The organism is Breznakibacter xylanolyticus, assembly GCF_003254275.1.
Taxonomy (GTDB): domain Bacteria; phylum Bacteroidota; class Bacteroidia; order Bacteroidales; family Marinilabiliaceae; genus Breznakibacter; species Breznakibacter xylanolyticus.
Genome location: NZ_QKZK01000010.1, coordinates 139,622 through 158,255, shown reverse-complemented (window position 1 = coordinate 158,255; position 18,634 = coordinate 139,622). Strand labels below are relative to the sequence as shown.

Below are 18,634 nucleotides of genomic sequence, written 5' to 3'. Positions count from 1 at the left end.
GACCTCAACGGTTGCGTGGACACCACCAGCTTTGATCTGACGGTGAATGCGGCACCCGTATTCGAGCTGGGCGCTGACGTGGACATTTGCGATGGCACCACCACCGTGCTCACCCCTGATACCCACTCCGACCTCTACCAATGGACAGAAGCGGCAACACCGGGCACATCGCTCGGCAACGAACGCACGTTAACTGTTGGCACCGCTGGCACCTACCAACTGCAGGCCTGGAACAACTTTGGATGTACCACCACTGACGCCGTGGGCGTCACCATTCTGCCACTGCCCAACGTGCACATCACCCCCGATGCCCCATTCTTCTGTGAGGGACAACAAACCGTGACCCTCACATTGGATGATGCCGGCAGCTACAGCACCATCCTGTGGAGCACAGGCGCTGCCGATGACGGGAAAGCATCCATCATCGTCGACAAGCCCGGCACTTACACCGTGACGGCCACCGAAAACACCCATGGATGTACCAACCAAGCCACAGCCATCGTGCAGGCACATCCACGCATCGACATCACCCTGACACCCAACAAAGCCGCCATCTGTGCCAACGACATCTACACACTACCGACACCCTCCGTCGATCCGACGCTGGTGGCGACCTATCAATGGTTCCAGGGAAGCGTAGACCCGGCCTCGCCGCAGGGATTGCCCAACCAAACATGGGACGTCAATACCGACGACACATATACACTACAGGTGACAGACAACAACGGCTGCATTGAGATGACCACATTCAGACTGACGGTGATGGACATACCCGTCTTCGACCTGGGGGCTGACAAGGCGACCTGCGAAGGCATCCCCATCACACTCAGCTCAAACAAGAGCTTCCCCTTGTACAAATGGGATAACCTGGACAATCCAACACAGGTGATCCCCAACAAACAGTCTGTCGAGGTCGAAACAGCAGGCAACTACCAACTGCAAACATGGTTATCAAACGGCTGTACACACTCCAAAACCATAGAAGTGGTGGTGCATCCCAACCCGGTGTTTGCATTGACACTGGAAAAGGATTCGGTGTGCACCGGCGAAGATTTCCTTTTGAGCATCAGCAATCCAAGTGGACTGATCGCATTTGAATGGAACACAGGAGAAACCGGCAGTCCAACCATCACCCTCACCCAACCCGGCACCTATACCGTAAGGGGTTACGATGCCAATGGATGCTTTAGTGACGCATCCGCTCAATTAAATGCCTACACGCCCGTTTTGAATAACATTGAAGACATGGCCATTTGTGCCGATGAAACAGCAACACTGCCAACCTATGACAGGATACCAATCTACAATTGGTATTACGACGACAACAGCACATTGGCAGGAAATCAGGACAACCCCACCCAGGTAAACACCGCTGGCACTTACCGGCTCGTGGGCACCGATGACAACGGATGTACCATCACGGCATCCATGCAACTCACCGTTCATCCATTGCCGATCATAGACCTGGGTGGAGACCGGGTGAAATGCGTCGGCGATACCCTTGCCCTGTTTACACCTGTCAATTATCGTGAATACCAATGGAACGGCATCACATCCGAAGAACTCAACTACATGCCTCTAAATACCCCAGGTGACCAAATCATCAGCCTGACTGTCACCGATGACAATGGATGTCAGGGCAGTGACCAAATCAACATCCGGGTGAATCCACTCCCAACGGTCACACTTGGGACGGACATATTGGTATGTCCAGGCACCACCTCAACGCTCACAGCCATCACCAATGCCCCCAACATTGTTTGGTCAACGCGTGAAACCACCCAGAGCATTGATGTTCGACACGGCACATTCAGGGTGACAGCAACCGACCTCAACGGATGCCAAAACCGCGATACCATTCGGGTCAACTGGCGACAATCGCCACAACCGGAGCTGGGACCCAACATGATGATCTGTCCGCTGGATGAACTCACCCTCGATGCAGGAGAATACACTGCCTATCAATGGCAAAACGGCTCAACCGACCGAACTATCCGTGCCGAAATAGCAGATACCATGAACATGGTCATTGTCACCGATGAATATGGTTGCACCGGCTGGGACACCAAAGTGGTTTACCACGAAGCGCTGCCCGAATACCATCTGGGCAACGACACCCTGTTGTGTGCCAACGAACAGCTCATGCTGGATGCCGGCACTGAATACCCATTCTATCTTTGGGAAGACGGCTCCATTGAACAGACAAGGGAAATCACCCGCGAGGGCACCTACTGGGTAAGGGTCACCGATGGTTGTGTATGGGGCAGCGACACCCTGACTGTCACCTTCCACCCCATGCCTTATATTGAAACCCTCGACACAATGATATATGCACAAATCTCAGTCATTGCCGGGGGCGGAACCTTACCCTTCCATTATTCGTTAAACCAAGGAAACTATCAAAAAGAACCCGTGTTTAAACATCTTGAAAACGGCATTTATGAAGTGTGGGTGAAAGACGCCAACAACTGCATGACTGCCGACACCGTCGAGATTAATTCGGTGCTCGATTTGGATATTCCCGGATATCTGACCCCCAATGGCGACGGCATTAACGATGTGTGGCGCATTGGCGGCATGGAGCGCTTCCCCGACGCAGAAATAAACATATTGGATCGTTATGGCAAACTAATCGTAAAAATCAAAGGCGACTCCCCCGGATGGGACGGTCGATTTATGGGCAAACCAGTTCCCAGCGACGATTATTGGTTTGTCGTTTATCTCAACCACATTAACAAAACCATTAAAGGAAACATAACACTGAAACGGTGATTTTGAAGCAACACATCCATATCGCACTCTTAATTATACTCAGTTCCATAACAATAAAGGGGTGGGGACAACGCTATTTTGTGTCAAACCAATATGCCTACGATCTGTTTTTGGTGAACCCCGCAGCAGCGGCACTCAATCCCGACTGCTACGCCGTCAATGCGTTCTATCAGCAGAAATGGATTGGCACCGACTTAGCACCCACCACCGAGATTTTGACCTTCCACAAGGCCTTTCGCAATCGACTAGGCATAGGCACCTACGGGTTCAACGACCGCAATGGCAACCACCGTGAAATAGCGCTTCAACAGACCTTGGCCTACGGCATCACCCTTCTAAAAACCAAGCGACGCATTACCGACTTGTTGTTTGGTTTTTCGTTAATGGGCAGCCAACGGAGCATCGATATGAGCAACCCACTCCCCAGTGGAGCCATTGACCCAGTGCTGACCGGAGGCAACGAAAACGGCTACGGTGTCAATGCCAATGCCGGGGCCTTATTAACAGTCAACAACTGGCAAGCAGGCTTCGCGGCCACCAACATATTTCCATTCACCAACACGCTCTACACCAAAGAAAACGAACCCGACATCCGCATGGATTTAAACCTTCACATTGGCACCAGTTTTAAGATCCCGGATCGCAATCTTTTTTTTGAACCGATATTCTACTATCGTTGGAACGCCTATATGGATAGCCGAACCGAAATGAATCTGAAATACTACGTTCCAACCATAGACCCGGCCTTTGCCTGGTGGGGAATGATAGCCTACCGACGCACCATGGACAAGGATTGGGGTAATAATCTGGGCACAGCAGCCACCTTTGGCATTATAAAAAATGGTTTTACGATAGGACTGGAGTATGAATTTGGACTCACCCTTTCGCAAAAAGAATACGGCAGTTCTTTTCAACTAATTGCAGGGTATCGGTTTTGTCGCGACCGAAAATATGATGCCATTCCATGTGCCAAAGGACTTGGAGACGAAGATGTATGGAAAGCAGGCAAAGCAAAAAAACGGAGACGATAGCAGCTACACATTTGCAAGTCAACGAATAATATCAACACAGAGTTTTCAATGAACACAGAGTCAAAATAAACGCTGAGGCGCGAAGGCGCTGAGTTGGTTTGATTAATAGATTTCTTTTAAATATGAAAGCAGATAACTCAGCATTTAATCATCTTCCTCAACTTAACGAACTAAGAACTGACGATGAGTTGCAGTGAGATAAGATGAGAACCAGTGAGGAGAAAAAGCCACAGTGCCACTCGGTAAAAGAGTTATATAGTAGACTCACGGGGGCACAGAGTATTTAGGTTATGATTTAAGTTTGAGAAACCTTAACCCCATGTTCAAATAAAAAAAGCAGAAAACTCAGAAGCGTTAAATAGTAGCCCGCTGTATTAAAGAAAGAATGAGCAATCATTCATTTTTTTAATACAGCGGGCTAGCCATTCAATGCCATCACAAAAATTACATCACAAACACCAGCAAATCACCACATCTCCCACAAAAAAACACAACACCATCACAATAAAAATAACTAAATTACTAATATCAATTAAGGGTTGAAAATTTCATCCACAACAATAAAGTGACGACACAAATCATCTCAAAGAAAAAGATATTGACAATGGCATAACTAACTGCTTCTTAAACAACATTCCACTTCAAACGACCATATTTTCCAGCCTAACGGCAGGAGAATTTTAAAATCCTCTTTTATTTATCATTTCATTAACTCCTGAAATAAACACTGAACTACCTGATAATCTAATGAATTACCCAACTCTTAATTCGCATAAATTACGCAATCAAAAGCCATCGCCATCAAATTACCGACACACCACACGATCACTCACTAGCAGATCCTGTCATGCAAAAATATATCACACAATACATCCTCACAATTCAAGTCATCACCTTGGTAATGCTACACATGGCAGTACAACTACCGAGCACTGCACAAGTGATTGCAAGCAATGACGTGGTATTGATATTTCAAAACAGGAGTTATGACATTCCGGTTTTGGAGAACGATTTTGGATTTGAAAGCGGAGTCAAACAGCTGGAAGTGATTACCTCTCCCGCCCACGGCGAATGCACAAAACTCAGCAGCACCCAAATACGCTACACCCCGGAATACAACTTCACGGGCAGCGATCAATTTGAATACCGGGTTTGTGCCAACAACGGCACCTGCGGCACAGCCACGGTCACCATTCGGGTAAACGACTATGATTATATCCCCAAGCTCACAAATGATACCATCACCGTCATCAAAGGCTCGTAAGTATTAGCGTTTAACATTTTAGACAACGACACCGACCTTGATGACCTCCCCATCGAGGTCAGCTTGCTCACACAAACGGGCAATGGCACCGTGATGCTAAACGACGATTACACCATCAGCGCCAACTTCAAACTCTACTTTCACGGAATAGACTCACTTGACTATCGCATTTGCGATGCCGAAGGAGACTGTGCGACGGCGCGTATTTACTTCAGCATAGAGAGCAAATATGATGACAAAAAAATGTTTGTTCCCACAGCCATATCACCGGATGGTGACGGGCTAAACGACATTTTCTTCATTCCCGATCTAAGAAAATGCAGTCGACTCTCCATTGATGTATTCACCCAATGGGGTCAAACCGTTTACAACAATCCCGACTACGGAAACAACTGGAACGGAATGGCCAATACAGGCAGTATGAAAGGCCAGCTACTCCCCAAGGGCGTCTATTATTACATCATCCAAATTGAGGATACCGACCTGATCATCAAAGGAAACATCTACCTAAGCCGATAATCAGTTATGAGAGGTTCCAGAGTCCAACACTTGTTCATGTTAATGGTGCTAGTTGCATCCATTGGGCAAGCACATGCGCAATCGGAGCCGATATACGTTCAGCATTTTAACAATCAGCCCATCACCAACCCGGCATTTACAGGCTTCAGAAACGCGTTGGCCATTGACTTGAGCGTACGAAGACAATGGCTTGGAATGCCCGGCGCACCGGAATCGCAGTATTTGTCGGCACACGCCCCCATCAACAACAGCAAACTATCGATAGGAGCAGCCATTCAGAATTGGCGCATCGGCCCCATTGGTCATTTACAGGCCGGCACGCACTACAGCTATCTTGCGCGTTTGGGCGACCGTATGTTTTTATCATTGGGGATGAATGTGGGATTGACACATCAGCAAATGGATTATTTCGGCATGGTGTTGATAGATGGCAACGACCCACATTTTGGGTCCGGCAACCCATCGACCACACAAGCCACAACGGGAGCAGGCGCAGTGCTTTTCACCCAGTATTATTATGTAGGCATCTCCCATCCGGTGGTGGCACTAACGGGTCGAGACAATGACACACCGCTTCCGTCCTATCAGGGAGCCTGGTACGCCATGGCAGGAGGCTCATTACCCGGGTGGCTGGACTTCACCCCAAAAGCCTCACTTGCCGCGCGCTACAATAGTGATGGTTACTTACTGATGGATTTCACGGGTCGAATTTTCTACAAAAATCGACTGGGAGCAGGCCTGAGCTTTCGTCCCGCACATTCCTGGTCGGCCATTCTCGATGTGCAAATCAACCGCAATTTGAGTGCGACCTATACGTACGACAGAGGATTGGGGCGCACCCCATTTACGGCATTCACATCACACGAAGCAACAATCAGCTACGATATATTCAGCCTTACAAAACGGAATAAATATCGCCATTTTAAGAAGAAAAAAGAAGTAGACGAAAGCCAAATGCGCTCCATTCGCTATTTCTAATTCGGTGCTCCGCCCCCAGCATTCAACGGCAGATAAACATTAAAACAACTCCCTTTTCCAGGCTCACTCACCACCTTGATTGTACCGGCGAGCTTGACTGCAAACTCGTGGCACAACACCAGCCCCAAGCCGGTTCCCTCCTCACCGGCAGTTCCATGAAGAGAACATTTATGATCGATGTCAAACAAGCCATCGATGGTTTGACGAGTCATTCCCACCCCCCTATCGGCCACGGCAATCAACACAGATTGGTCGTCATCAACCAGCCGGGTGGAGATGGTCACTTGAGAATGATTATAACTATATTTGACCGCATTAGAAACCAAATTGCGCACCATGGTGCTAATCATGGCACGGTCGGAATGCATCACAATGTCATCGTCCAAGTCGAAGGACAAATGCACATTTTTTTCGGCAGCAATGGACTCAATAATCATCACACTTTCGCGCACCACCGGAGAGAGTACCAATTGCTCATGTCGAACAGCAACCGAATACCGTTGCGAGCTGGCCCAAGCCAAAAGATTTTCGAGTAAAGCAAGCGTTTTTAAGGAACTATCAAAAATATTCCGCACAATGTCCTTATCGGTTGGATCGACAGACGTTTTAAAATCAGCGTATAACAACTCAGACAAGCTGGTAATATTGGCCAGCGACCCACGTAAATCGTGAGCGATGATTGAAAAAAAACGGTCTTTCGCCCGATTGAGTTCCGACAATTGGTCGTTGGAGCACTGCAATTCTTGTTCAATCTCGTGTTTTTGAGTAATATCCATAATAACAGCCACCAACGAACAGGGGTTACCATCGCCATCACGAAGGATAGACGCAGAAATATTGGCCCACATGACCTCACCATTGCGGCGGATGTATCGTTTTTCGCAAGTGAAATGATCATGTCCAGGGAACGAAGCATTTGCAATAAGGGTCTGTTCTTTCGCCACATCATCAGGGTGAGTCATGTCATAAAAAGAAGCACCGATGAGCTGTTCGCGTTCATACCCCAACATTTCGCTATAGGCCTTATTGATAATCAAAAGAGTTCCCGACAAATCGGCAAAGGCAATCCCGGCCACCGCATTATCAAAAATACTCCGAAAACGCGCCTCACTCTCGAGCAATCTTTTTTCGGCTTCAAGACGCAAAGACAAGTCAATGACCGAGAACACCCGATAACGCAGCTCCGCATCAGCAACCTTTTTCATGCTAATCTCGGCCGGAAACAGATTGCCATTGCCGCGCGACAAATCGCAGCGTAGGGCATCAGAGGGATTGCTGAGAAGATCGAACGCCTGCTCATCGATCCCCAACAAAGAGACAGGCGCTCCAACCAATTGATCCACATCGTTCGCAAGGCCCATCATACGTACCAGCGAGGGGTTCACATCTACCACCAAGCCATCCATCGATATCAAGATGCCCTCATTGGTGACCTCGGTCAACAGACGATAACGCTGCTCCATTTCCCGACGAGCAGCTTCGGCCCGATGTCTATCAGTGACATTTCGACTGGTGCCAATCACTTCCAGATGGCCATTGGCATCATTTACACGCAAATAGGCGTTCACATCAATCCAAACAGTAGATCCGTCCTTGCAATATTGTTCGAGTTCGCGATTAAACACATCAGCCACGCCCCTTTTAAACTTCTCGATTTCAACCGGAAGCACCTCAGCGACAATCTGCATCGATGATGGGGTGAATGATTGAATGAGCGACTGCGCCATGACCTCCTGAGCCGTGAAACCTCTCATTTTCTTGACCGAAGGGCTTACATACACAAACACATCGTCGTGAACATCATACACCCAAATCACATCAAGCAGATTCTCGGTCAGGAAACGATATCGCTCTTCGCTTTCTTTGAGAGCCATTTCCGACAACGTACGATGCGTGACGTCAGTAAATATGACGGCAAACTGAGATGGCTTGGGTGAGTATGCTTTCACTTCATAATAACGGCCCAGTTCACGGGCATAATTGACAAACTGAGCAGTTCCCCCATGAAGGGCAACACGACCAAATTCCTGAATCCAATACGACTCGGTGTTAGGCATGACATCGAGCAAACGTCGTCCAATGATGCGATCGCGAGTAAAGCCCGTCAAATTCTCAAAGGCAGCATTGACATCCAGATAGACATAATCGATAGGGACACCCTGTTCGTCAGTGATGATGCTGTGCAAAGCAAACGCTTCATTCATGCTTTGAAACACCAGTCGGAGGCGCTCATTTTGTTCCGCCTCGACCAGCTCACGTTGCCTGCGAGCAGTTACATCGTGAAACTGAACAAAAAGAGATAAATCATTCGTCGTCAGACCCGATAATCGGGTCACAAAAACTTCGGCCACCAATGGTTCGCTGTGCCAATTCGTAAAACGGATTTCGCCCCCGGATCCGCTAGTATTAATGACTTGCGGATGAATTTGTTGACGATACCACAACAGCAACTCATCAGGGCAAGCCAGACGATTGACCACCCCAGGATACCCCATCCAATGCAAAAAACAATCGTTGAACACCGGAATCGCCTCTCCCTGACAAACAACCACACATGGCAAAACCGAATCGCGACACACTTGTAGGGCCGAAATATCGTGAAGAAGCAGGCTATGGATGGGTGGCTTATCCATTCAAAAAAGACTTAACAATGAAGACTTACCGAACGAAACACCTGAGTAAATTACAACAATTCGAAAGGAAAAGACAGAGGAAAAACGCAATAAGGAACCAAGGTCACAAAAAATCAATGAAGATCTCTTCGGACGTTGCTTAACGGCACGGAACCGATACAGATATTCTGTGGCTATGAAAGATTTAAGATTTGATTATCAAGACGTAAGACACAAGATATGAGATAAAAAAGGCTATTCTGATTTGTGTGGGTAATCATTCGTATCAATTCACTCAAGCCAATATTTCGTGCCCTCGAGCCGGGCGGGCTCTTCCTTTTTATTCGGAAAGCGTTTGTCTTCATTTGCCCTCATGATTAAGCGTCGCTGAGCTCCGCTGAATTGGCTACAGCCCCAAAAAGTAAGCAATTTTTGCATTAAGTGAGAGCAGTGTGCAAACTGGTTTGCCAATGCCGAACGTTGCAAAAATCAGCTTTGCTAAAAAAGGCTGCCGCTGACGTAAAATGGCTAAAAATCATTTTCTTCTGTATATTATTTGTTTTCAATTTGTCAGATGGAAATCGCCAATAATCAGCTCCTGTGTATCGAAGTGTTAGACAGGGCTCGTTTCCGAAGGCGGCTTAGTTACCTTGTGTTGATTTCGTGCTTTCGTATTTTGTTTACCCACAGTATTCAACATAGAACCAAATAAAACAGGAGGCAGGAGACGCAAGATTATGAATATTATTAAACAAGCTCCGGTGGGTAGCAGGGCTAGGGATGGATGGATGGATGGATTCATCCTCATGATTTAGAGATAAACGATGAATGGAATGAAAATGACGAACACAAACAAGGTTTCGATTTGCACTTTTTGACAGTCGGAGACATTCCCCCAAATAGCTCTACTTAACTAAACATTTCAGGCACTCTTCATACACTATCTAGGGAGTATCTAGGGAGTATCCAGGCACTATCTATACATCAACCACCGGCAAAAACGCTACAGACCTTGGCTAGCCTGGGTTTCAGAAAACACAAAAGGAGGCAAAAGAGGTGAATGTGAGGAAATGCGGAAAAATGGATTAGAGAAAATGACACTAATTTTTGAGCATTGCATTCAGATCGAAATTCAGAGCAGAGCAATAAAATGGTGCTAGTGTATTATAGTTATTTAATTCACAAATCACACGAATTTTCATTCGGTCATCGACCATGGCACGTTGTTATGCAAAGACAGCAAAGGGGTGTAAATACGTGAAACGCCAGAGCGTTTGGCGTGGCAAGTCATCGTCAAGGGTTTCAGCAGGAAATAATGACAACTTTGGAATTGAAATAAAAGGCATTCTTCCACTACAATGGGGCTAAGGCATCAAAAAGAACAAGGATCCAACGGCGATGATAATCCATAAAATGATACCGAGAGCGAAACACTGAGGGCCGGATTTTTTTATATCACCGATCGAGATATTTGACCCAATCAGAAACAAGGCAATGACCATCCCGCGCTTGCCCAACCAATTGAGATGCACATAACTGTCGTGAAAGGCAGGAAAAACATTGGCAAAAACAATGGCAAGGACAAACAAGAGGATGAACCACGGAAATTGGATTGACTTTTTATCGCTGCCTTTATTCCAAAATACGATGCCCAGGGACAAAGGGATAATCCACAAGGCACGAATCAGTTTAACGGTGGTAGCCACTTGCAAAGCTTCTTCGCCATAAATAGCTCCGGCACCGACCACAGAACTGGTATCGTGAATGGCGATGGCAGCCCAGTTTCCAAAAATTTCCTGACTTAAGCCCAGTCGATGCCCAACAAATGGGAACAAGAACAGAGCGATGGCATTGAGCACAAAAACGACGATTAGAGCGAAGGAGTTTTGATAGCTTTTACTGTTCAAAATCGGAGCCACAGCCGCAATGGCACTTCCGCCACAAATGGCAGTTCCGGAGGCAATAAGCAAGGTGGTATTTTTTTCGACCTTCAAAAGCTTTCCGAGCAAGATGCCGCATGTCATCACCACGGCCACCGACACCATTGTTTGAAGAAAACCGGATTGAGAAGAGGCAATGACCGCACTCAAACTCATCCCAAATCCCATTAAAACAATGGATGCCTGAAGAATTTTGGACGTGTGTTGATGCATGCTTTCATGCCTGAACCCCACCAATGAAAACACCAATCCAACAAACAAAGCAATTGCCGGAGAGATAAACGGCAAAAAACAAGCAGCAACCATCACCGCATACATCTGCCGGTTAAAGGAGGTCAGGCGTTGCTTATAGCATGCCAAACCATTGAACAGAGATATTTTTTCCATACCAATACTTATTTGTGACAAAAGTACCGGCTTTAAATAACCTGATCAAATACCAAATCATCATGGTCAATAACTAAAAGTTATAGTGAAAGAGGAAATCTTCGAACAATTCGATTTGTTGACTTTTGTGGCCATGCCTGTAAGCGAGTCGGAATTTACGAGACATGGAAAGTCCGGGGACTTTCAGCTTGATAAGCGATTTGAGGTAAAGTTCGTTCACAACAGCCTTTTCGGAGAGGATGGCCAAACCGTCGAATTCTAGCAAAAAGTTTTTAATCGATTCGGTACTGCCTAAATGAATGAAGGCATTGAGGTTATCGAAATTGATGTTTTGCAGGGCAAAGGCATGTTTGATCACCTCTAAAGTACCGGAACCCTGTTCGCGCAACACAAGAGGCAGTTTCATCAGGTCATCTTTGCCAATGGCATCACGTTTGGCATAAACGCAATTTTTACCAGTGACGACAATGAGTTCATCATCCATAAAATCGCGATAACGAATGCCCGATTGTGACGAAAAGTTTTCAACCAAAGCGACATCGACGAGATTATCCAAAAGCATTTTTTCCATCTCGAAGGAGTTGCCATTGACAAGGTAGATTTGAATATTAGGATATCGTTTACAGAAGGCGGCCATCGCCTTGGGGATCACATACTGAGAGATGGTGGAGCTGGCACCAATCCGAAACTCACCAGAAATGCTATCGTGTAATTGGCCAATTTCAAAATCGAGATTTCGGTATTGCAGAGCAATATTTTTAAAAGCATTGTAGACTTTTTCGCCGGCCTTGGTCAGAAATATTTTATTTCCCTTCCGCTCCAGGAGACTGGTTTTATAACGCATTTCGAGCTCTTTGATATGTCGGGTCACGGCAGGCTGACTAATATTGAGATCATAAGCCGCTTTAGAAAAACTCATATTTTCGGCCACAGACATAAAAACGGAATCACGATAATCCATAACAATCACTTTAGATCAAAAACAGTTCAATATTAAACAATTCCGGATCAGAATGAGGGAAAGATTGAAAAAAAGAAAATCGCCATTGAGGAGTCATTATGCCGAAGTAGCGAATGTGTCTCAAAAAAGGGAAGAGTTACAAACTCGTGCCAGCGAGGGTGAAAAATAGATATAAGTTACGAATCGAATTGCCGCAAGACAGAGTTGCGTATACTTGGCAACAGGGCACGCATTAAAATGTGCGGCAACGGGGAGAAACGACGATGCCGGTATGTCCACGGCCGGAACCGTGATTGATGATGAAGATGGTGCCGGGTTTGATGAGGGCGCCCCTCTCCTGCCCTACCTCATCGGGGGAAGGGAGACGCGATGGTAGCATGAGACGCGCAGGTAGCGCGTCTGTACAGGAAGATGGGGATGAGGGGGGCTGTTTAGATAATCCTTTCAGGTTGATGAAAACCTGAAAGGATAGGGATGAAATTAATTATGGGGTAATCATAATACAGAAGAAGGCAACCACCACAGGGGAGCTATGATGCCAAAGCAGCGAACGCATCTCCCTGCGGTTGCCTGGGGTTGAGTGGTGGCATCACGAAGGAAAAAAATACACAGAAGTGCAGGAACAACACAGTGTGAGCGAATAAAAGGCACGAGTTACAAACTCGCGCCAGCGGGGGGCATCACGAAGGGAAAAAAACACACAAAAGTGCAGGAACGACACAGCGTGAGCGAATGAAAGGCACGAGTTACAAACTCGCGCCAGCCGGGGTAACCCTTTACGAGATGTTTGCCGGCAGCGCCCCCTGGGTCGACTGCAATGCCGAAATACTCCTCAACCTGCAACTCACCTACCCCATGAAACGGCCATCGAGGATTGATGAATCATTGTTCAGCATCATTGCTCGAGCAGCCTACAAAGAGCGATTTCCGCTTCCTCCCAAACGTCTGGCCGCCAATGTCATTGAAGCGATACTGCAACAAGGGATTGCCAACCGATACCCCGATGCCGAAACCATGCGCAACGATCTTACTAAATACCTCGAGAGCCACCCCATGCCCATCGCGGGGAGATATGCGCGGATTAAGAAATGGTTATCATGCTAATTCGAAGATTCCACGACCAAAGGGCACCCCGGCTCGTATTTATCAGCACCTCAATAAAACTTCGACCCCTCGACGAGATCTTTGGGACGGAGGACGATGATTTTTTTACCCACCAGGTCAATCACCCCCGATTTTTTAAGTTCCTGCAACAACCGCACCACCGATTCGGTGGCTGTTCCCACCATGTTGGCCAAATCCTCGCGCGAGAGGAGAATCTCGGCCGGTTCGACGGGTCGGATGCGACGAAACTTCTCGGCCAGGAGCAACAGATTCAAAGCCAATCGTTCACGAACCGTCATGCCGGCAAACACAGTCACACTATTGACCATCACGCCAAATTCGTGGCTCAAACTGGCCAGGACGCTAAACATCAACTCCGGGGAATCGCTTAACGCCCTCATAAACAGATCGCGGGAAATAAACCCCAACTTGGATGATTCGATGGCCGCAGCCGAATCGGGATAAGGCTCGTGGCAAAGTAACGCGGGATATCCCAGCAATTCGCCCGGCGCACAGAGGTACAGGATGTGCTCCTTGCCGCTATGGTCGGTTTTGTATTTTTTAACCAACCCCTCCTTCAAATAGAAAATGCCCGAAGGATAAAGCCCTTCGAGAAAAATGTTCTGCCCCTTACGATAGGTTCGCTCTACCATGTGATTTTCGAGACGAAGACGTATCTCGGGGGGGATATTTTTAAAGATGTACTCACTTCGAGAGGTAAACTTTTCGATGGGGAACAGTTCGTTGGAAGGGGTGTTCATGGGGGTAATGCTGGATTAAGAGAAGGAATTAAGACGCAAGATGTAAGACACAAGATAAAAGATAAAGCATACAGGGACGATTGACTTGAACTTATGTGTGTATCAGAATCATTAACAAAACCACACAGTGCAACGCCCAAAGGCAGGATCAAAATTAAACTATTCCACCCTAAAAACTTGACAAATATCAACTTTTTTCAAGACCAACTTCAAGCACCATGGTCGGGAAAATAATTTTATTTGCAGCCGAAAACACGAAGAACAAACACGATTGTGGAAACCGAAATATTGGAACGTCTGATGATGGCGATGTGGGGAAGTACGTTCCTGATGGTAGCGGCCATCCCGCTCCTCGCCAACAAATGGAAAGCATGGGCCGGGATAGTGGCCATTATCATTAATGCAGGGGTATCGACCGCAGGCGCCTGGATGGCTCTGGGAGGTTCGCCCATCACATTTGCCCTGTACGGCGGTCAACTGATGGGTCACATCACGGTCAGCATCGATGTGCTCACGGCTTGGTTTCTCCTCATCATCAACTTCATCACCCTGATGGCCGCCTGGTATGGCGTGGGGTATGTCAAAAAACAGACGCTGACGAGTGCACAAACGAGTTTTCACTGGATATTAATAGTGATACTGCACCTGTCGATGAACTGGATATGCGTGCTTCGACACAGTTTGGCTTTCATATTGGCGTGGGAGATGATGTCGCTATCGTCGATGCTTTTATTGGTGGTTCATCAACAAAAGGCCATGACCATCAAAACAGCCATTCACTATTTGGTGCAGATGCATTTGAGTGGCGCCTTTATCACCATCGGGTTTATTTGGGTATGGGTTCAAACGGGCTCGATGGAATTTGATGCACTGGCCAACTATTTCCAAACACACGGCAACGTAAGCCTGTTTATCATCATGCTCATCGGGTTTGGATTGAAAGCAGAGTTTGTGCCCCTTCACGGCAAAGTTCCTCACGTGTATCCAACCGCCATGCCCCACGTGGCCGCCATCCTATCGGGCGTGATGGTGAAGATGGGAATCTACGGCATCCTGCGCATGGCAGGATATCTGGCGACCGACCATCTGTTACTGGGAGAAATTGTGTTAAGCTTGTCGTTGCTCACGGGTTTGTATGGCATTATTTACGCGGCGGTTCACCGCGACTACATGCGCATGCTGGCCTATTGCACCATCGAAAATGTGGGCATCATCGGCATGGGCATTGGGATGGGGCTCATCGGGCAAGGCCTGGGTAACCCAATACTCTACTACCTGGGCTACGGCGGCGCCCTGTTGCATGTCTTGAATCACTCGTTATATAAATCGCTGTTGTTCCTGACCACAGGGAACGTATCCCAAGCCACGCAAACCACCGACATGGATCGATTGGGAGGTTTGATGAAGCAGATGCCCCAAACGGGATGGCTTTTTTTGGCAGGAGCATTGGCCATTGGCGGATTACCACCGTTCAACGGGTTTATGTCAGAATTCATGATTTACAGCGGTTTGCTTAACGGACTTCGACTCGATGCCATTGAACAAAGTTGTTTGTTTGTGGCCGCCCTGGGATGTTTAAGCATCATTGGCGGCATATCGGTGCTCACCTTCACCAAAAGCTTTGGCACCATCTTTTTGGGACAACGCAGAACAGCGTATTCAGAGGCCGCAGAGATGACCCCGGGCATGCTACTCCCCTCCTACCTCATTTTAGCGGTCATGGCAGGCATTGTGGTGTTGGCACCCCTTTGCATCCGGATGATGACACCGGCCTTTGCCACATCCAAGCTTCCCTCCGAGAGCGTGCTGCACCCCACGGTTGATTTGCTCACCCACATCAGCACATACACCGCATTATTTGGAGGCATCGTCCTGACAGTATGGGTCGTTCGACGCCGCCAACAACGCCACCAGCCTATTGCCACAGGCCCCACCTGGGGGTGTGCCTATACAGTACCGGGCAGCAAACTGCAATACACCGGCAAGTCGTTCGCCAAAACGCTGGGCAAGATTTTCAATTTTATCGTCATTGAAAAAAAGAATCATCCGATGCCGGCACGAGCCACCATTTATCCACGCAAGCGAAAATACAGTTCATACTATTTGGATTTAGCAGAGCACCGAGTATTGAATGTGGTCACAAGCCGTTTGGTGTATCTATTCAACTATTTAAAATTCATCCAAAACGGGCACACACAATCCTATGTACTTTACGGAATCGTGTTTATCTTAGCCATCTTCCTCCTATCCATTTTTAACCTCAGCGCATGACCCTTATCACGGCAATCCTATTGGTCACACTGTTGACGAGCCTGCTTATCGGCCGGGTAAAAACCGACCGAAAGATGTGGTTCGCACTGGCGGGCATAGGAATCAATGCCGTGGCGACCACCTTACCGGCGCTGCAAGCCCTCGGAGGCATCCCGACAGAGGCGATGCTCGGAGGCAATCACATCACCGGCCCCATTCCCATTCGGATTGACGGTCTGTCGGCATGGTTCATGCTCACCATTCATCTCATCAGCCTCACGGGGGTGCTTTACGGCATTTCATACCTAAAGGGTTACCGGGCCACATCGGGCAAAACGACCTTACATGCCTGTGCGCTGGTGGTGTTGCATGCGTCACTGACGTTGTTGTGCGCCGTTCAAAACAGTCTGATTTTCCTTATTCTATGGGAAATGATGGCCATTTCGGCCTTCATCCTTGTGATATTTGAGAACGAAAAGATGGCCACACTCAAAGCCGGCATCAATTACCTGATACAATCGCACATCAGCATTGTATTTTTGATGACGGCATTCATCTGGATTGCAGTGCAAACAGGAAGTTATGACTTCAAGGCCATGGGAAGCTATCTGACAGACAAACATCCGTTGACCTGCTACTTGTTATTGATGATGCTATTGGTTGGTTTTGCGTTCAAGGCAGGCTTTGTACCATTCCACACGTGGTTGCCACTGGCGCATCCGGCAGCTCCGGCACATGTATCGGGCATCATGTCGGGATTGATTGTTAAAATTGGCATTTTCGGGATCCTTCGCATGGGACTATTATTGCCAGCGGGCCACCTTCCTGTAGGCCAAACCATATTGATGCTTTCATTGGCCACAGGCATTTACGGCATACTCAATGCCACGGTACACCGCGACTACAAACGGATGTTGGCATATTGCACCATCGACAACATTGGGATTATTGGCATTGGCATCGGCATAGGATTCATCGGCTTGGGCATCCAATCACCAACGGTATGCTACCTTGGTTTTGGCGGGGCGCTGCTACACGTGCTCAACCATGCAATCTTTAAATCCTTGCTGTTTATGGCAGCAGGGAACATTTACCAACAGACGCACACCCTCAACATGGAACATTTGGGCGGACTGTTTCGCAGGATGCCGCAAACGGGGTTCATATTCTTAGCCGGCGCCCTGGCCATAGGGGGAATTCCCCCATTCAGCGGCTTCATCTCAGAATTTTGCATCTACAGTGGCATTCTCGAAGGATTCGACCACGGGAACATAGCGCTGCTGAGCTCGTACATTTTGGCTTTTGGAGGGCTGAGTCTGATTGGAGGGCTTTCGGTGATGACCTTCACCAAGAGTTTTGGCATCATTTTTTTGGGAACCCCGCGCAGAGCATTGCCGCACCCGGTGGAAGAAAGCCCGCTGATGATGCGCGTGCCCCTATACATTTTAGCAGCAGCCATGGGCTTGATGATGGTGTTTCCACATCGATTGATGGAGCTCACGGGAGACATAACCTGCGCCCTTTTGCCGAGTCATCTACCATCCATAGACATGGGGGCACACCAGCAAACGTTCATCCACATTGCATGGGCATCGGCAGCATTCATCCTCACAGGCATTGTGGTGTGGCAACTCCGACGAGTCATCACCACACGACACCCGTCAAAGCAATCGCCCACCTGGGGTTGTGCCTACACTGCTCCCACGTCCAAGTGCCAATACACAGGCAAGTCGTTTGCCAAGCCATTGGCCAAACATTTCAACCTCATTCTGAGAGAACACAAACGATTCAGACCACTTGCCGAAGGAGAACGATATCCACAGGAGTCGCGCCACTACATGAGCCATTACAGTGATGCCGTGCAAGAGCGGGTCATCACACCGTTGAACAAACGGTTGCTGTATGCGGCCAACTACATTAAATTCATTCAAAACGGAAAGGTACAATGGTATGTCCTTTACGGCTTGTTATTTATTGTGCTCATCGTAGGCATAGGCTGGTGGCAGTCGTTAACGACACTGTTTCACGAGATCATCACCAATCACCCGTAACTCA

Annotated in this window: 13 protein-coding genes; 8 read left to right on the top strand and 5 right to left on the bottom strand. The window is 47.8% G+C overall.

The window, feature by feature from the left end; genetic code table 11:
* From LX69_RS07955 to LX69_RS07935, 5 genes are all read left to right on the top strand, one after another.
* On the top strand, positions 1–2,772 hold a 2,772-nt coding region (locus LX69_RS07955), incomplete at its 5' end, for a T9SS type B sorting domain-containing protein (protein WP_146260680.1).
* Entirely contained in the window at positions 2,769–3,803 is a 1,035-nt protein-coding gene (locus LX69_RS07950) for a PorP/SprF family type IX secretion system membrane protein (protein ID WP_111445292.1), read from the top strand. The genes LX69_RS07955 and LX69_RS07950, both read left to right, overlap by 4 nt.
* An 847-nt stretch (positions 3,804–4,650) precedes the next feature.
* Positions 4,651–5,067, top strand: a complete 417-nt coding sequence (locus LX69_RS07945; protein ID WP_111445291.1) for an Ig-like domain-containing protein — start codon at positions 4,651–4,653, stop codon at positions 5,065–5,067.
* 15 nt (positions 5,068–5,082) lie between these two features.
* On the top strand, positions 5,083–5,586 hold the full coding sequence (locus tag LX69_RS07940) for a T9SS type B sorting domain-containing protein (protein ID WP_262509757.1): 504 nt from the start codon (positions 5,083–5,085) through the stop codon (positions 5,584–5,586).
* Between the two features lie 36 nt (positions 5,587–5,622).
* The gene (locus LX69_RS07935; protein WP_170124296.1) at positions 5,623–6,564 is read left to right on the top strand and encodes a PorP/SprF family type IX secretion system membrane protein; all 942 of its coding nucleotides are present in this window, start codon (positions 5,623–5,625) and stop codon (positions 6,562–6,564) included.
* Here the strand turns inward: LX69_RS07935 and LX69_RS07930 are convergent.
* The 4 genes from LX69_RS07930 to LX69_RS17755 all read right to left on the bottom strand — a co-directional run bounded on the left by LX69_RS07930 (position 6,561) and on the right by LX69_RS17755 (position 12,843).
* Positions 6,561–9,197 (bottom strand): PAS domain-containing protein, encoded by a 2,637-nt coding sequence (locus LX69_RS07930; RefSeq protein ID WP_111445288.1) that lies wholly within the window; start codon positions 9,195–9,197, stop codon positions 6,561–6,563. The genes LX69_RS07935 and LX69_RS07930 overlap by 4 nt on opposite strands.
* Positions 9,198–10,540: 1,343 nt before the next feature.
* The gene (locus LX69_RS07925; RefSeq protein WP_111445287.1) at positions 10,541–11,503 is read right to left on the bottom strand and encodes a YeiH family protein; all 963 of its coding nucleotides are present in this window, start codon (positions 11,501–11,503) and stop codon (positions 10,541–10,543) included.
* A 73-nt stretch (positions 11,504–11,576) separates the two neighbouring features.
* Positions 11,577–12,464, bottom strand: coding sequence for a LysR family transcriptional regulator (locus tag LX69_RS07920; RefSeq protein ID WP_111445286.1), 888 nt, complete (start codon positions 12,462–12,464; stop codon positions 11,577–11,579).
* Between the two features lie 232 nt (positions 12,465–12,696).
* Complete coding sequence (locus LX69_RS17755; RefSeq protein ID WP_170124295.1) at positions 12,697–12,843, bottom strand: hypothetical protein; 147 nt, start codon at positions 12,841–12,843, stop codon at positions 12,697–12,699.
* 353 nt (positions 12,844–13,196) lie between these two features.
* Between LX69_RS17755 and LX69_RS07915 the strand changes: the two genes are divergently transcribed.
* Positions 13,197–13,568, top strand: coding sequence for a hypothetical protein (locus LX69_RS07915; protein WP_111445285.1), 372 nt, complete (start codon positions 13,197–13,199; stop codon positions 13,566–13,568).
* 50 nt (positions 13,569–13,618) lie between these two features.
* Here LX69_RS07915 and LX69_RS07910 read toward each other — a convergent pair whose 3' ends face one another.
* Complete coding sequence (locus tag LX69_RS07910; protein ID WP_111445284.1) at positions 13,619–14,329, bottom strand: Crp/Fnr family transcriptional regulator; 711 nt, start codon at positions 14,327–14,329, stop codon at positions 13,619–13,621.
* A 273-nt stretch (positions 14,330–14,602) separates the two neighbouring features.
* On the opposite strand from LX69_RS07910, the gene LX69_RS07905 reads away from it, so the two are divergent.
* The gene (locus LX69_RS07905) at positions 14,603–16,600 is read left to right on the top strand and encodes a proton-conducting transporter transmembrane domain-containing protein (protein ID WP_111445283.1); all 1,998 of its coding nucleotides are present in this window, start codon (positions 14,603–14,605) and stop codon (positions 16,598–16,600) included.
* Complete coding sequence (locus LX69_RS07900) at positions 16,597–18,630, top strand: proton-conducting transporter transmembrane domain-containing protein (protein ID WP_111445282.1); 2,034 nt, start codon at positions 16,597–16,599, stop codon at positions 18,628–18,630. The genes LX69_RS07905 and LX69_RS07900 overlap by 4 nt, the downstream gene beginning before the upstream one ends.
* The last annotated feature ends 4 nt before the right edge of the window (positions 18,631–18,634 follow it).

What these genes read in the sequence shown, in the direction of transcription:
- LX69_RS07915 (WP_111445285.1), top strand. Translation starts at nt 13,197, where the DNA reads ATGAAAGGCACGAGTTACAAACTCGCGCCAGCCGGGGTAACCCTTTAC.
- LX69_RS07935 (WP_170124296.1), top strand. Translation starts at nt 5,623, where the DNA reads ATGTTAATGGTGCTAGTTGCATCCATTGGGCAAGCACATGCGCAATCG.
- LX69_RS07930 (WP_111445288.1), bottom strand. Translation starts at nt 9,197, where the DNA reads ATGGATAAGCCACCCATCCATAGCCTGCTTCTTCACGATATTTCGGCC.
- LX69_RS07900 (WP_111445282.1), top strand. Translation starts at nt 16,597, where the DNA reads ATGACCCTTATCACGGCAATCCTATTGGTCACACTGTTGACGAGCCTG.
- LX69_RS07920 (WP_111445286.1), bottom strand. Translation starts at nt 12,464, where the DNA reads ATGGATTATCGTGATTCCGTTTTTATGTCTGTGGCCGAAAATATGAGT.
- LX69_RS07945 (WP_111445291.1), top strand. Translation starts at nt 4,651, where the DNA reads ATGCAAAAATATATCACACAATACATCCTCACAATTCAAGTCATCACC.
- LX69_RS17755 (WP_170124295.1), bottom strand. Translation starts at nt 12,843, where the DNA reads ATGCTACCATCGCGTCTCCCTTCCCCCGATGAGGTAGGGCAGGAGAGG.
- LX69_RS07910 (WP_111445284.1), bottom strand. Translation starts at nt 14,329, where the DNA reads ATGAACACCCCTTCCAACGAACTGTTCCCCATCGAAAAGTTTACCTCT.
- LX69_RS07925 (WP_111445287.1), bottom strand. Translation starts at nt 11,503, where the DNA reads ATGGAAAAAATATCTCTGTTCAATGGTTTGGCATGCTATAAGCAACGC.